Origin of the sequence: Corynebacterium macclintockiae, assembly GCF_027570165.1 — a bacterium.
In the GTDB taxonomy this organism is placed as follows: domain Bacteria; phylum Actinomycetota; class Actinomycetes; order Mycobacteriales; family Mycobacteriaceae; genus Corynebacterium; species Corynebacterium macclintockiae.
In genome coordinates this window covers 21,460-35,386 of record NZ_JAKMUV010000010.1, presented here as the reverse complement: position 1 = coordinate 35,386, position 13,927 = coordinate 21,460, and the positions used below count along the sequence as shown (strand labels likewise).

Sequence of the window (13,927 nt, the reverse complement as noted above, 5' to 3'; positions counted from 1 at the left end):
GGTGATATTGCAGGTGGGTGCAGGATAAAAGTGCAGGTGGAGAGAGTTCACTTAAAGTTCACTAGTCAGGTGGTTACGGGGTTGAGGACGGGTTGAGGGTGAGGAATTTTTGACCACAAAAGGGGGTTGGTTTTCTTATTTTTTAAGAACAGGGTGCGGTGGGTGCAGGCGGGGTGTTGGTTTCTCGTGGTTTTGGGTGTTGAGGGTAAGGGTTGGCAAAGTTTCATAGAGGGGTGGGGTGAGTGGTCGCATAGTGATAATGGTTTCAGATTTTTGCTTACCTAAGACAGGGTTTAAGGGTTGATTAAGTTTCAAGGGGTTAACAGAAGGTGAACGTGCGGTTAATTAGGGGTTGAATGCGGTGCATTGGGGCGTCGAATTGTCGAACAATTCCTGTTGGGGAGGGTTTAAAGTTGAATCTCGTCACTCAGAGCCCTGGTGCGGCGTGGTCCTCACAAATGCCATGCGTTACCGGGGAGAGGGCACCCCTTAATCGGATTCAAAACTAAAGCCACCTGGCCGAAACCTCGCACCTTTCGGCGACGTGCGTACGGCGTACCCCGAGGCAGCTGCTGCAAACGTGAACTCGCAAAAGTGAACGTGCAGAAAGTGTCGGCACTGCTTCCCTTGGGCGTGCGGCTCGCAGCATCACCAACGCACCTCGTCGCCAGTGCGGGTTCACCAGCCCGCATTCTTCGGTCGGTGGCGTGCAAGAGGAGCACAAACATGAAGAACCTGTGGAAGAACGGCGCAAGCGCAGCCGCCGCTGCTGCCATCGTGGCTGCAGCGGTAGCATCCCCGGCAACCGCAATCACCAAGGAAGAGCACTACCCGGAAACCCCGAAGCTGAACCCCACCCTGCCGATTGTTAACACCACCCACGGCAGCGATCACATCAAGGCAAACATCCTGAACCCGCACCCGGTCTGCAACTCCGGCGAGGACTACCGCACCGTCGTCTACAAGGTTGACGACAAGTTCACCCCGGCTGGCACCATCTCTGCCACCAACCAGTCCAAGAACACCATCCCGCTGACCCAGGAGCTGTCCAAGACGCAGACCATCTCCATCAGCATCAAGGGTGACCGTACCGAGACCACCAGCGTGAACCTGGGCGGCGAAGCATCCGGCAAGGAGTCCAAGGGCAGCGTCGGCATCGCTTACGAGCTGGCTAAGAAAATCGGCGCTGAGGCTTCCTACTCCCTGAGCTGGAACGTCGGCCAGACCGTTGGCCCGTACGATGTTCCGGCTGGCCACACCGGTGAGGCTACCTACGGCTTCCGCACCATCAAGATGACCGGTACCCAGCAGTTCTGCAAGGCAAACGGCACCTGGTCCACCCCGACCCCGTGGATCGCGCTGACCCCGATTAAGAACCAGGTCAACGTGAAGCTGTACGCCAACCCGGCTGACTCCGCTGTTCCGGCGAAGCCGGAGGACGCTGAGAAGCCGGCCGAGAAGCCGGCCGAGAAGCCAGCTGAAAAGCCGGCCGACGAGGCTGCAAACAAGCCGGCCGAGAACGCCGACGCGTAAACCCTTTTCTCGCAGAATATCCAGCAGGTTCGAAGGGGATTGAACCACCCCTCCTAGCTTTCGCAGGCCATGCCCCTTCACCTGCACCTACTAAGTAAGGAACCCCTCACATGAAGAAGAACGCAGCTTCCCTGACCCTCGCTGCTGCCATTGGCGTGACCACCGCTTTCGCAGGCGCTGGCAACGCATTCGCTGAAGACGTTGTTGACCCTGGCTTCAACCATGATGTCGTTACCGCTGAGGCTGAAAAGCCGGCCGCGGACGCTGAGGCTGAGAAGCCGGCCGCGGACGCTGAGGCTGAGAAGCCCGCCGCGGACGCCGAGGCTGAGAAGCCCGCCGCGGACGCCGAGGCTGAGAAGCCCGCTGGCGATGCCGCTGAGAAGCCGGCTAAGGACGAGGCCGAGCAGTCTGGCGAGAAGTACGACCTGAAGCCGGAGATCCGCGTCGCTGCTGGCAAGTCCGCTGGCTTCGCAGGCCTGGTCTCCATCTCTGCCAAGAACGTTGGCTCCGAGATCTACTACCAGGACTTCCCGGCTACTACTTTCCGCATCGACGTGCACACTGAGAAGGGTCCGAAGGGCGTTGACCGCCTGATCACCCCGGGCTGGTTCAACGGTGCATACACCCGTGACCTGGGCTTCGACAAGGAAAAGTCTGTTCGCAGCTTCGAGGTCACCCTGTCCAACCCGGTCAACCCGGGTGATTCCCAGCTGCTGGCGAACCTGAACTTCGGCGATGGCAAGACCAAGCTGGGTCGCCTGGTGAACTACATCACCGTCACCCAGACCGGTCGCCTGGAGGAGGACAAGTCCACCTCTAACGACCAGAACGTTGACTCCCGTGAGGTCACCACTACCGACGTTATGCACAAGCCGACCAAGGGCCTGTTCTAGTCTGATCTCTGAACGGATCCCTGATCTGAACGGCTAACTCCGTTTAAACGAAACTAAGGCTCCCCGCATCAGCGGGGAGCCTTAGTGCGCTTATTCCGTGCCCTGAAAGGGTCTGGGTTTAGTGCCTACCTTTGCTAAGGAAGCATCCAGTTCGATTCACCCTTCAACAGGACGCGAATCGCGGTGATCAACAGGAAGCCTGGTGCGAGCAGCAAGCTGAACCATCCAGGTGCGATGTTAGAGAGTGACGACGTGGGGGACGGGGTGCGTTCCGTCGGGGCAGCCTGTGCCACCTGCGCAGTCTGCGGCGTGGTCGCTTCTCCCTGTGCCGGCGCAGCTACGCCTGCGGAGATCGATGCCGCTGCGATGCTTACCGCCAAAGTCTTGCGAACCTTCATGGGGAAGCATTCCTTTCTGGAGGATTCGTGTAGTCAAAACAAGTCGAAAACAAGTCAAAAACCAGCCATGGGGAAGCAGGTTTCGTAAGTGAAATCGATCACCGGAGCCCCAGCGTTAGCCGTCTAGGTATTCCGCTGAATTATTTTGTGCGATGGGGCCACCCCGTAGGACGATTTTGGGTGCGGGTTTGAGGGTTAAATGTCGGAAATGTTGCATTTCTTTTTTATCGACGCCACCTGTTCCGCCTCTAAAACCTCCTGACCAGCCCTTATGTGTAGCTGGAAATGGTTTGCAAGAACGTTTTGCAAGTTTTCCGACATTTGCCTTACGGAAGTGCAACGTTTCCGACATTTTAGGGTCGGTCTAGGGCCGGACAGGCCGGCGGACAGGGCTAGGCCAGAGGCCGGGAGCTAGTCAGGGTGGGGAGACGCCGAAACCGGCGCCTGCCCACCCCATGTACTGCGGTGGGGCGGGCGTTGGCCTAACCGAGGCCGGGGTTCAGGCGAACCCAAATCGCGTACAGTAGAGCGGCTGGAAGAACAATGGGAGAGGCTAGAAAGACGGGCGCTATCCTCAGGGAGCCTGTAATGGGGGAGTAGTGTTCGGACTCAGCAGCTTGCTGGGATAGCGCGGGCTTTGGCGCCGCTGCCTGTGCCGGCGCAGCTACGCCTGCGGAGATCGATGCCGCTGCGATGCCTACCGCCAAAGTCTTGCGAACCTTCATGGGGAAGTATTCCTTTCTGGAGGATTCGAACGTTCACAAAGACGCTGCGTCCCGCGCGGCGCTAATGGGCCGGAAGATGCCGAAGTAAGCCGCGGGAAACAGGTTTCGTAAGGGATATCGATTAATCGGGCGCCAGCGTTAGCCCGCGGGGCATTTCTTCTGAGCGCTGGGGTATGACCTGGGGCGCAAAATGTCGGAATTGTTGCAATTCTTTTTTGTTGACGCCCACCTCTCCATCGCTGCAACTTCCTGACCAGCTCTTATATGTAGATAGAAATGGGTTCCAAGAACGTTCTGCAACATTTCCGACATCTAGGAGCAGGGGGAGGCGGGCGTCCGGATGGTGCACCCCCGCCTGCCGGACAGTAGGGGAGTCGGGCAGACCAGGGGGCGGGGAAACCGGGTCGGGAAACCGAGAGGCAAGCCGCCCCAGCTAACCGCTAGACCCGGTGCTGGCGGTAGTAGGTGATGAGGTCGTCGGTGGAGGAGTCGCCGGCGTCACTACGCTCAGCGCCAGTAACCGCAGGCAACAGCGCACTTGCCTGCTTCTTGCCGAGCTCCACACCCCACTGGTCAAAGCTGTTGATGCCCCAGATCACGCCTTGTACAAAGACAATGTGCTCGTACAGTGCGATCAGCGCACCCAGCGTATTCGGGGTCAGCTTGTTCGCCAGGATGGTGGTGGTCGGCCGGTTGCCGGGCATCACCTTGTGGGGGATCAGTTCGGGCGCCACGCCCTCTTCCTTCAGCTCCTCGGCGTTTTTGCCGAAGGCCAGCACGCGGGTCTGGGCGAAGAAGTTGGACATCAGCATGTCGTGCATGCTGGTGGTTCCGTCGGCGGCCACCGCATCGTCGTGCGGGTTCACAAAGCCGATGAAGTCGGCAGGCACCAAATGCGTGCCCTGGTGCAGCAGCTGGAAGAAAGCGTGCTGGCCGTTGGTGCCGGGCTCGCCCCAGTAGATCTCGCCGGATGGAACCTCCACCGGGCTGCCGTCCAGCTGCACGGACTTGCCGTTGGATTCCATCGTCAGCTGCTGCAGGTAGGCGGGGAAGCGCGCCATGTCCTCGGAATATGGCAGCACCGCATGCGACTGCGCACCCAGGAAGTCGGTGTACCACACGCCCAGCATGCCCATCAGTACCGGAATGTTCATTTCCAGCGGCTCGGTGCGGAAGTGGTCGTCGACCTCGTGGAAGCCCTCCAGGAAACGCATGAAGTCCTGCGGGCCGATAGCGGCCATCAGCGACAGGCCAATTGCCGAGTCCACGGAGTAGCGGCCGCCTACCCAGTCCCAGAACTCGAACATGTTATTCGTGTCGATGCCGAATTCCTGCACCTTCTCCGCAGCGGTGGAGACGGCCACGAAGTGCTTGGCGGTGATGTCGCGGATGGCGTCATCCCCCTCGACCTCAACACCTGCATCGGCGAGGTTGCGCAGCAGCCAACGGCGCGCGGCGTGGGCGTTCGCCAGGGTCTCGGAGGTGGTGAACGTCTTGGAGGCAATGACGAACAAGGTCGATTCCGCATCCAGCCCGTCGAGCGTTCCGGCCACGTCCGCCGGGTCGATGTTGGAGATGAAGTGCGGGGTGATGCCAGCAGTCATGTAGGGGCGCAGTGCCTGGGCGGCCATCGCCGGGCCCAGGTCAGAGCCGCCGATGCCGATGTTGACGACGTGCTTGATGGTGTGCCCGGTCACGCCTTGCCAGGATCCGGAACGCAGTGCCTTGGCGAAGTCGCGCATGCGGCCCAGCACTGCGTGAACGTCGGCTGCCACGTCCTGCGTCTCGTCCGAGCCCGCACCAACCGGAATACTGAACTCTCGCTCCACCGGAATGCGCAGCGCGGTGTGCAGCACGGCACGATCCTCGGTGGTGTTGATGTGCTCGCCGTCGAACATGGCGCTGCGGTAGTCCTCAAGGCCGCGGGCGCGCGCCAGATCCAGCAGCAGGCGCAGTCCACGTTCGTCGATGAGGTTCTTCGACAGATCCACGTGCAGTGGCCCGACGTTGTAGGTCATGTCGCTGGAGCGTCCCGGCTGCTCAGTGAAGAGCTCTCGCAGTTGGGTGCCGCGCGTCGCGTCGGCGTATTCGGTGAGCTTCTTCCATTCCCGCGTCTTATGTGCAGATTCGCGTTGTTCTGGCATGGGCACAGCCGGGCTCCTCTCGTTGCTACAAGTCTCTCTTCCCAACGTAGTGGAAAAGGTGGTGGCGCGTGGTGGTCAGCGCAGAAGCGTATATGTGGTTCCATGACTTCACTCAACATTCCTTCTGGTTTCAGCATTACCCTGAACGCGGCCGGGCAGTCCTTCGATGTGCCCACGGGGTTGTTCTTGGGCGGTGCCTGGCGCGCTGGTTCTTCGGGCGAGGTCTTTTCTGTTATTGACGCCGCCACGGGGAAACCTTTCGCAGATGTCGCCGCAGCGACAGAAGATGATGCGCGGGAGGCTATGGATAAGGCCGTGGAGGTTCAGGCGGACTGGGCGGAATCCACCCCGCGCGATCGTTCCGAGATTCTGCGTCGACTCTTCGACCTGGTGCACGAGCATGCCGACCAGCTGGCGGCTCTGCAGTCGCTGGAGCTGGGGCGCGCGCTGCCTGATTCCAAGGGCGAGGTGACCTATGCTGCCGAGTATCTGCGCTGGTTCAGCGAGCGGGCGGCGGCGATTACCGGTGAGTATCGCGTGGCTCCGGCGGGCAATGGACGCATCGTGACCACGCACCGCCCGGTGGGGCCCGTGCTGGCCATCACCCCGTGGAACTTCCCGCTGGCGATGGTCACCCGCAAGCTGGCTCCGGCGCTGGCGGCGGGCTGCACCGTGATCGCGAAGCCGGCACAGCTGACCCCGCTGACGATGCTCTACTTCGCGGAGTTGGGGCGCATGGCTGGCATTCCGGATGGCGTATTCCAGGTGTTGCCGACGTCCTCGGCCCGCCGCGTCTCGGTGCTGTTGGATGATGACCGCCTGCGGAAGCTGACGTTCACCGGGTCCACGGAGGTGGGTCAGGCGCTGGCGGCCACCGCGGCACAGAAGACGATCCGCACGTCGCTGGAGCTCGGTGGCAACGCGCCCTTCGTTGTGCTGGAACACGCGGACGTAGGCAAGGCCGTGGAGCAAGCCATTGCTGCGAAGATGCGCGGCGCGGGCCAGGTTTGCGTGGCTGCCAACCGTTTCATCGTTCACGAGTCCCTGGCGGAAGAGTTTGAGGCCGGTCTGGTGCAGAAGATGGCCGAGTTTGTCATGGGTCCCGGTACCGATCCGAAGTCGACTATGGGCCCGCTGGTCAGTCTGGAGCAGCGCGACGGTGTTCGCGACATGGTAGCCAAGGCAGTCGAGGAGGGAGCGCACGTCGCCCTCGGCGGCAATGAGGCGCTGGAAAAGCTGGGGGAGACGCACCCCGACCTGGACCCGAATGGTTTCTGGTATCCCGCCACGGTGCTGACGGGGGTGACGCCACAGTTTGAGATCGCTAATCAGGAGATCTTCGGACCGGTCGCGGCCGTCCAGCGTGTCTCCAGCGATGAGGAGGCACTAAAGGTCGCCAACGACACTGTCTTCGGCCTGGCTGGCTACGTGATGGGCGAGGATATGAAGAAGACCCTGCTCTTTGCCGAGCGCATGGAGGCCGGCATGGTCGGCGTAAACCGGGGCGCACTATCGGATGCCGCGGCGCCCTTTGGCGGCGTGAAGCAGTCCGGTCTTGGGCGCGAGGGTGGATTCGAGGGGATCGAGGAGTACCTCGACACTGTCTACCTGGCGCTCGACGTCTAGGTTCCGGCTTCTTAGGCCAGGGCGCCGAGCGTGGCCTCGTGTAGCAAGCCGTTGGTGGCTACAGCGGAGCCGCCGTGCGGGCCATCCTCGCCGTCCAGAGAGGTGAACCGCCCGCCAGCCTCCGTGATAATCGGCACCAGCGCGGCCAGGTCCCACAGGCTGACCTCCGGCTCGGCGGCAATGTCGACCGCACCTTCGGCGACCAGCATGTAGGACCAGAAGTCGCCGTATCCGCGCAGGCGCCATGCGGAATCCGTCAGGCTGATCAGCTGCTCGCGCTTGCCGCAGTCCGCCCAGCCGGACAGCGAGGAAATCGCGATGGAAGAGTCCGCGACATCCGCAACCTTCGAAACCCCCAGTTGGCGCGCGCCCGCCGACGGTACTCCGCCATCGACAGAGCCACCGTTTGCCGGCGCTGCATCTGCGCTGGTTCCGGTGCTTGCCGGAGTGTTAAACAGTCGCCAAGCTCCGGCCCCCTCGGCTGCCCACCAGCGTCGTCCTAGTGCAGGCGCGGACACAACACCGACCACTGGCTTGCCGTCTACCAGCAGGCTGATCAGTGTGGCCCACACGGGCACTCCGCGCACAAAGTTCTTCGTGCCGTCGATGGGGTCGATGACCCATTGGCGCCCGGCGAAGGTGACGTCGCCACCGAACTCTTCGCCCAGCAGAGCATCGTCCGGGCAGTGTGCGGCGATGATCTCCCGCAGTTCCTTCTCCACGGCGGTATCCGCGTCGCTGACCGGTGTGAGGTCCGGCTTCGATTCAACGCTCAGGTCGCTCGCTTCGAAGCGCGTCATAGTGATCGTGTCCGCCGCGTCCGCCAGCGTCAGCGCCAGGTTGAGGTCATCTGCATAGGTGGATACCGAGTCCGTCATGAGGCACATGATAGCCCAGTCGACTCGAGTTAAGCTACGGGACTTCTGGGAGTGTTGTGATTGCTGTGACTCTTTTATGCCTCACGCAACGCCGCCGCTGCCTGCTCTACTGCGTCGGGCGCCCCGGTAATGAACCAGGTAGTGCCGTCTTTTTCTTCCTTCTTAGTGACGCCCCCAGCTCCCTCGACCAAAGCTCGCCCAGGCAACCAATCCCAGCTGGCCACGCTGTGCTGCATCCAGCAGCCGAGCTCGCCACCGGCCACGCAAGCCAAGTCGATGGACGCAGACCCCAGCATGCGCACCGTGGCAAACTGCGTAGCCACGGCAGTCCAGCTGTTCAGGCGGGTGGCGTCCGCGATGTCAGTGGGGTGTAGGTAGCCACCCAGGCAGGTCAGTTCCGCTGCGGTATTGGGTAGGTCGATACGGTTGGCGTCACGAGTAGTAGGAATATCCGGACCACCAAACCACGTGTAGCCCATCGCCGGACGGTGAACGGCGCCGAACAGCAGGGCATCCGGATCCTCGGGGGAACCCTCGACGAGAGCCAGTGCGGAGCACCAATAATCAGAGCCGGTGGTGAAGTTGTATGTGCCATCGACCGGGTCGATGACCCAGGTGCGGCCGGACTTCGACTCCACGGACGTGCCTTCCTCACCCAACAGACCATCGTCCGGGCGAATGGCGCGCAGCGCGTCGGCAATGAACTTCTCGGCTGCCCGATCGGCAGCCGTGACGACATCGCTGACGGAGGTCTTCTGCTCCGTATCCACACCCGTCTGACGCATCCGCCATGCCAGTCGACCAGCGTTATACACCAGCGCCTGGGCCAGGTGGTGGTCGGAATCGTCGACATGCGCCACGATGAACGTCTTGATGATCGCGTTCAACATGTCCTCGGGGATTGGGGAAGAAGAATCATTACCGTTAGTAGCCATGCATTCCATTGTGCATGCCGCCGGGTAGACTTGCGCATTATGCAACCGGAAGTTTCTGCAGACCTAAGCGACCTGGACGGCACCCTGACCACCATCGAGAAGGTGCTGGACCTCAAAGAGCTGGGCGATCGCGCCCGCGAGCTGGAAGATCAGTCCGCAGATCCCTCCCTGTGGGACGACCCGGACCACGCACAGCAGGTGACTTCCGAACTGTCGCGTGTGCAGGGAAAACTCAAGAAGGTCACGGGTCTGCGCCAGCGCCTGGACGACCTGCCGGTGCTCTACGACATGGCAGAAGAAGAAGCCGGGGACGACCCGGACGCAGCCAAGGAGGCCGTGCAGCTGGCCGACGCGGAACGCGCGGAACTGCGCCAGGAGATCGAATCCCTAGAGGTCACGACCATGCTGTCGGGGGAGTATGACGAGCGCGAAGCCGTGGTGAACATCCGCAGCGCCGCCGGTGGCGTGGATGCCGCCGACTGGGCAGAGATGCTGCTGCGCATGTACACCCGCTGGGCAGAGAAGGCCGGGCACAAGGTAGAGGTCTACGACATCTCCTACGCCGAGGAAGCCGGCATTAAGTCCGCGACCATCGTCATCCACGGCGAATACATGTACGGCACCCTGTCCGTGGAGCAGGGAACCCACCGCCTAGTGCGCATTTCCCCCTTCGACAACCAGGGGCGCCGCCAGACCTCCTTCGCCGAGGTCGAGGTGTTGCCCGTGGTGGAGCAGACCGACCACATCGACATTGACGACAACGATGTGCGCGTGGACGTCTACCGTTCCTCCGGTCCCGGTGGGCAGTCGGTGAACACCACCGACTCGGCGGTGCGCCTGACCCACGTCCCCACCGGCATTGTGGTGACGTGCCAGAACGAGAAATCGCAGATCCAGAACAAGGCATCCGCCATGCGAGTGCTGCAGGCGAAGTTGCTGGAGCGTAAGCGTCAAGAAGAACAGGCCGAGATGGACGCGCTGAAGGGCGACGGCTCGAACTCCTGGGGCAACCAGATGCGCAACTACGTGCTGCACCCGTACCAGATGGTGAAGGACCTGCGCACGAACGTCGAGGTCAACGACCCCAGCAAGGTGCTGGATGGTGACCTTGACGGGTTCCTAGAGGCCGGCATCCGCTGGCGCATGGCGCAGCAACAGGAAGCACAGGCCTAGCGCGCTGGGCAGCAGCCCGGCGCCGCCTGTGGCGCTTCCAGGGCCTTAAGGCGTGAGGCCGTGGATGTAGCCGAAGCGGTGCTCCGTGGTGGAGATCGCCTGTTCGAGCAGCATGGGTAGCAGCTCGCGGCGGCCATCGGGCAGCACGTCTTGATCCAGGATCACCGAACCGGATTTTGCCGCGGCTTCGTAGAACTCCTCTGGGCTATTGCCCAGGGCACGGACGCGAACCGACTGGGCGATGGCGATTTCCTCGGCGAAGTCGCGGTCGGAGGACGTACGCATCTGCTCACCCAGCTCGCCCCACTCGCGGGCGACCTCCGGGTTGGCGGAAATATCCAGCTCCGTGCCGGTGGCCGCGGAGGCCAGCTTCAGGCGCAGCAGGTCACGCGGGTTCGCGCCCTCGGAGACGCGGACGCGCAGCGGCTCGAGCAAAGGCTTGTAGCGGAACACGTTGGATTCCACGACCAGGGCGGTCTTGTCATGTTCGACGCCGAACTCGGTGGACATCGCGTAGGCGTCCGATTCCGCTGCACGGCGGAGCCACACGTGGTCGTCCTTGGATAGGGCGGGGGAGCCCAGGCCACGGATCTCACGCAGCAACTGGGTGATGTGGGTCGGGAGGGTACCGGCAGCCAGCTCGCTGAGGTCGCCTTCGGTCCACACGCCCTGCTGAGCGACGTAGTTCGGGCCACCGGCCTTCGCACCGCTGCCCAGGGCGGAGTTCTTCCAGCCACCGAAGGACTGGCGCTGTACGATCGCGCCCGTGATGCCGCGCTCGACATACGCATTGCCGACCTCCACGCGCTCGCGCCAATAGGCGGTTTCCTCCACATCGATGGTGTGGATGCCGCCGGTCAGGCCGAAGCCGGTGGAGTTTTGCCACTCGATGGCCTCGTCCAGAGTTTCGGCGTGCATGATGCCCGCCACCGGGCCGAAGCACTCGTGGGTGTGGAACCAGCTGCCCGGCTTCACGTTATCGCGCAGGCCCGGGGACCACAGGGTGCCCTCGTCGTTCAGCTTCCGTGGCTTCACCAGCCACTTCTCGCCCTTCTCCAGCTCGGTCAGGCCGCGCAGCAGCTTGTCGCCCGGGGCTTCGATCACACCGTTCATGACAGTGGAGATGTCCGAGCCGGGGCCGACCTTGATGGAACGCACGGCATCGACCAGCTGGTTGATGAAGCGCTTGGACTTGCCGATGGATCCGACGGTGATGATCAGCGAGGCAGCGGAGCACTTCTGGCCGGCGTGACCGTAGGCGGACTTGAAGATATCCGCCACCGCCAAATCCGGGTCGGCCGACGGCGTAACGATGATCGCATTCTTACCGGAGGTCTCGGCATTAATAACCATCCGCGGTTTCCAGCCACGGAACAGCTTGGCAGTCTCGGAAGCACCGGTGAGGATCACGGACTCCACATCCGGGTGGCTGACCAGGCGCTTACCGGCCTCGGCCTCGTCGGCGTTGACCAGCTGCACCAGATCCTCCGTGATTCCGGCATCGCGCAGGATACCGATGAAGACCTCTGCGATGCGCAGCACCTGCGGGGCGGGCTTGATGATCACACAGGAACCGGCCGCCAGGGCGGCGAAGATACCGCCCAGCGGGATGGCGATGGGGAAGTTCCACGGTGGGGTGACCACCACGGACTTGTACGGGGTGAACACCGAGCCGCGCACATGGTCCAGCTGGCGGGCGCTCTCCGCGTAGTAGCGGGCAAAGTCGATGGCCTCGGAGACCTCGGGGTCCGTCTCTGCGACGGTCTTGCCGGCCTCGAACACTGCCGCCGAGATCAGCTTCGAACGGTTGTTGGCCAGCGCGTCCGCCGCGCGGTCCAGCAGCTCCGCACGCTCTGCGCCGGTCTTCTGCGACCAGGTTTCGGAAGCCTCGCGGCAACGCGCCACGGCGGCGTCGATAACCGCAGGGTCAGTAACCTCCGGGGTCTGGGCGGGGCCAGGATCGCTGGACGGATCGACGATCTTCAGTGCCCATTCGCGGTTGGCAGGCAGGGTGGGATCAGTATCCGGCTCGTTGACGAAGTTGCCTGGCAGGCCGTCGGACTGGCAGCCCAGCTGCTGAGCTTCTTCCTCCAGTCGGTTCTGGGTGCGGCGCGGACCGGCGAACGTATCCCAGCGGTCGCGCACGGAGTTGCGAAAACGCAGCTCCTGGCCCTGCATGGGGGTCATGCCGGTGATGTCGGTCTCGTCATCCTCCGGGGTGAACAGTGCGTAGAGGAAGTTCTGCTTCGCGCCGTTTTCCTCGAGGCGGCGCACCAGGTAGCTGATGGCCACGTCGAAGTCTTCCTTCTTCACCACAGGGGTGTACAGGATCATCTTGCCGGTGACATCACGCACGGCCTCGGACTGGGCGGGCGACATGCCCTGCAGCATTTCGACGTCCAGCTGGTGCTCCACATTGCGGGCGACCGAGAGCTCGTGGGCCAGCGCCAGGTGGTACAGGTTGTGCGAAGCCACACCGATGCGCAGGTTGTCCGCGTGCTCGGGGTGCAGAACCCAGTCCAGCAGGCGGACGTAGTTCGCATCCACCTCGGCCTTGGTTAGGTAGGGTGCCTGCGGCCAGTCGTGGATCTCGGAATCCACGCGCTCCATGGAAAGGTTGGCGCCTTTCACCAGGCGCACCTTGATCTTCGCTCCGCCCTTGGCGCGACGTTCCTTGGCGAACTCAGCGAGTCGCTGAAGTGCGTCGAAGGTATCGGGCAAGTAAGCCTGCAGAACGATGCCGGCTTCTAGCTCGCGGAATTCTTCCTCATCCATCAGCTCCGTGAAGATTTTGATGGTCAGGTGGAGGTCCTTGTATTCCTCCATATCCAGGTTGATGAACGGGTGCGGGTTGCGCTTCATTGCCTCGCGGTACAGCGGGCGCAGGCGATCCTTCAGGCGCTCGGCGGAGCCTTCCAGATCCCAGTGGTTGAGCTGGCTGACTACGGAGGAAGCCTTGACGGACACGTAGTCCACCCGCGGATTCTTCAGCAGTTCGATGGTGTTATCCAGGCGGCGTTGCGCCTCGGCCTCGCCCAGAACGGCTTCGCCCAGCAGGTTGAGGTTTAGCTGGAAGCCCTTGTCGCGGTAGTCCTCCAGCATCCGATCCAGCGCCTTGGACTCTGCGTCCAGAACCAGGTGGCCGACGGTGGCGCGCAGGTAGGAGCGCGCGATGGGCATAACGATGTTCGGCAGAATCGGAGCAGCGATGGATCCTGCGGTCACTAGGAAGGAATCAACCAGGTTCATGAACCCCGGCACCGGCGCGGTGCGCTTGAAGGGGTGGGCGATCTTGGCGAACTCCTTGGCGGAAACGTGGTTGTCCTCTGGGCGGGCCACGCGGTCGACGAAAGCGAATGTGAACTCCACGCCGTCCGGGTCGTGCACCATGTCCGCCAGCTGCTTGGTGGAGGGCGAGGTTTCCTCGATCTCCAGCCAACGTTCGGCGCGGTGGATGGCCTTGGTGACCACCGCTTCGACATCGGAGCTATCTGGTAGGGGAGTATTAGCCTGGCTATGCAACGCCGACCTCAATTCTTCATTGGTTGGCCAAGGCGCACTGTTGGCCCCTGACCAAGTGGTGTGCAGGGTTTGTTCCCCACCCTAACGATCTGACTTCGTT

The 13,927-nt window shown here is 62.4% G+C and carries 9 protein-coding genes; 4 read left to right on the top strand and 5 right to left on the bottom strand.

Going from position 1 to position 13,927, the window contains the following annotated elements; translation table 11 throughout:
* The first annotated feature begins 726 nt into the window (after positions 1-726).
* Entirely contained in the window at positions 727-1,533 is an 807-nt protein-coding gene (locus L8U58_RS08170) for a hypothetical protein (protein ID WP_338078545.1), read from the top strand.
* A 110-nt stretch (positions 1,534-1,643) separates the two neighbouring features.
* Positions 1,644-2,426 (top strand): neuraminidase, encoded by a 783-nt coding sequence (locus tag L8U58_RS08165; protein ID WP_269955104.1) that lies wholly within the window; start codon positions 1,644-1,646, stop codon positions 2,424-2,426.
* Between the two features lie 134 nt (positions 2,427-2,560).
* Here the strand turns inward: L8U58_RS08165 and L8U58_RS08160 are convergent, their stop codons facing one another.
* On the bottom strand, positions 2,561-2,824 hold the full coding sequence (locus L8U58_RS08160) for a hypothetical protein (RefSeq protein ID WP_269955103.1): 264 nt from the start codon (positions 2,822-2,824) through the stop codon (positions 2,561-2,563).
* A gap of 1,165 nt (positions 2,825-3,989) precedes the next feature.
* On the bottom strand, positions 3,990-5,693 hold the full coding sequence (pgi, locus tag L8U58_RS08155; protein WP_269955102.1) for a glucose-6-phosphate isomerase: 1,704 nt from the start codon (positions 5,691-5,693) through the stop codon (positions 3,990-3,992).
* 102 nt (positions 5,694-5,795) lie between these two features.
* Between pgi and L8U58_RS08150 the strand changes: the two genes are divergently transcribed.
* Positions 5,796-7,319, top strand: coding sequence for an NAD-dependent succinate-semialdehyde dehydrogenase (locus L8U58_RS08150; protein ID WP_269955101.1), 1,524 nt, complete (start codon positions 5,796-5,798; stop codon positions 7,317-7,319).
* Between the two features lie 11 nt (positions 7,320-7,330).
* On the opposite strand, the gene L8U58_RS08145 is transcribed toward L8U58_RS08150, so the two are convergent.
* Both L8U58_RS08145 and L8U58_RS08140 read right to left on the bottom strand, forming a co-directional pair.
* Positions 7,331-8,197 carry an inositol monophosphatase family protein gene (locus L8U58_RS08145; protein WP_043011506.1) on the bottom strand — a complete coding sequence of 289 codons (867 nt, stop codon included), beginning with the start codon at positions 8,195-8,197 and terminating at the stop codon, positions 7,331-7,333.
* A gap of 74 nt (positions 8,198-8,271) precedes the next feature.
* Entirely contained in the window at positions 8,272-9,141 is an 870-nt protein-coding gene (locus tag L8U58_RS08140; protein ID WP_043011467.1) for an inositol monophosphatase family protein, read from the bottom strand.
* A gap of 30 nt (positions 9,142-9,171) precedes the next feature.
* On the opposite strand from L8U58_RS08140, the gene prfB reads away from it, so the two are divergent.
* Positions 9,172-10,305: a peptide chain release factor 2 gene (prfB, locus tag L8U58_RS08135; protein WP_034969607.1), complete on the top strand. Its 1,134-nt coding sequence runs from the start codon at positions 9,172-9,174 to the stop codon at positions 10,303-10,305.
* A gap of 45 nt (positions 10,306-10,350) precedes the next feature.
* Here the strand turns inward: prfB and L8U58_RS08130 are convergent, their stop codons facing one another.
* On the bottom strand, positions 10,351-13,827 hold the full coding sequence (locus L8U58_RS08130; RefSeq protein ID WP_269955100.1) for a bifunctional proline dehydrogenase/L-glutamate gamma-semialdehyde dehydrogenase: 3,477 nt from the start codon (positions 13,825-13,827) through the stop codon (positions 10,351-10,353).
* Between the last annotated feature and the right edge of the window lie 100 nt (positions 13,828-13,927).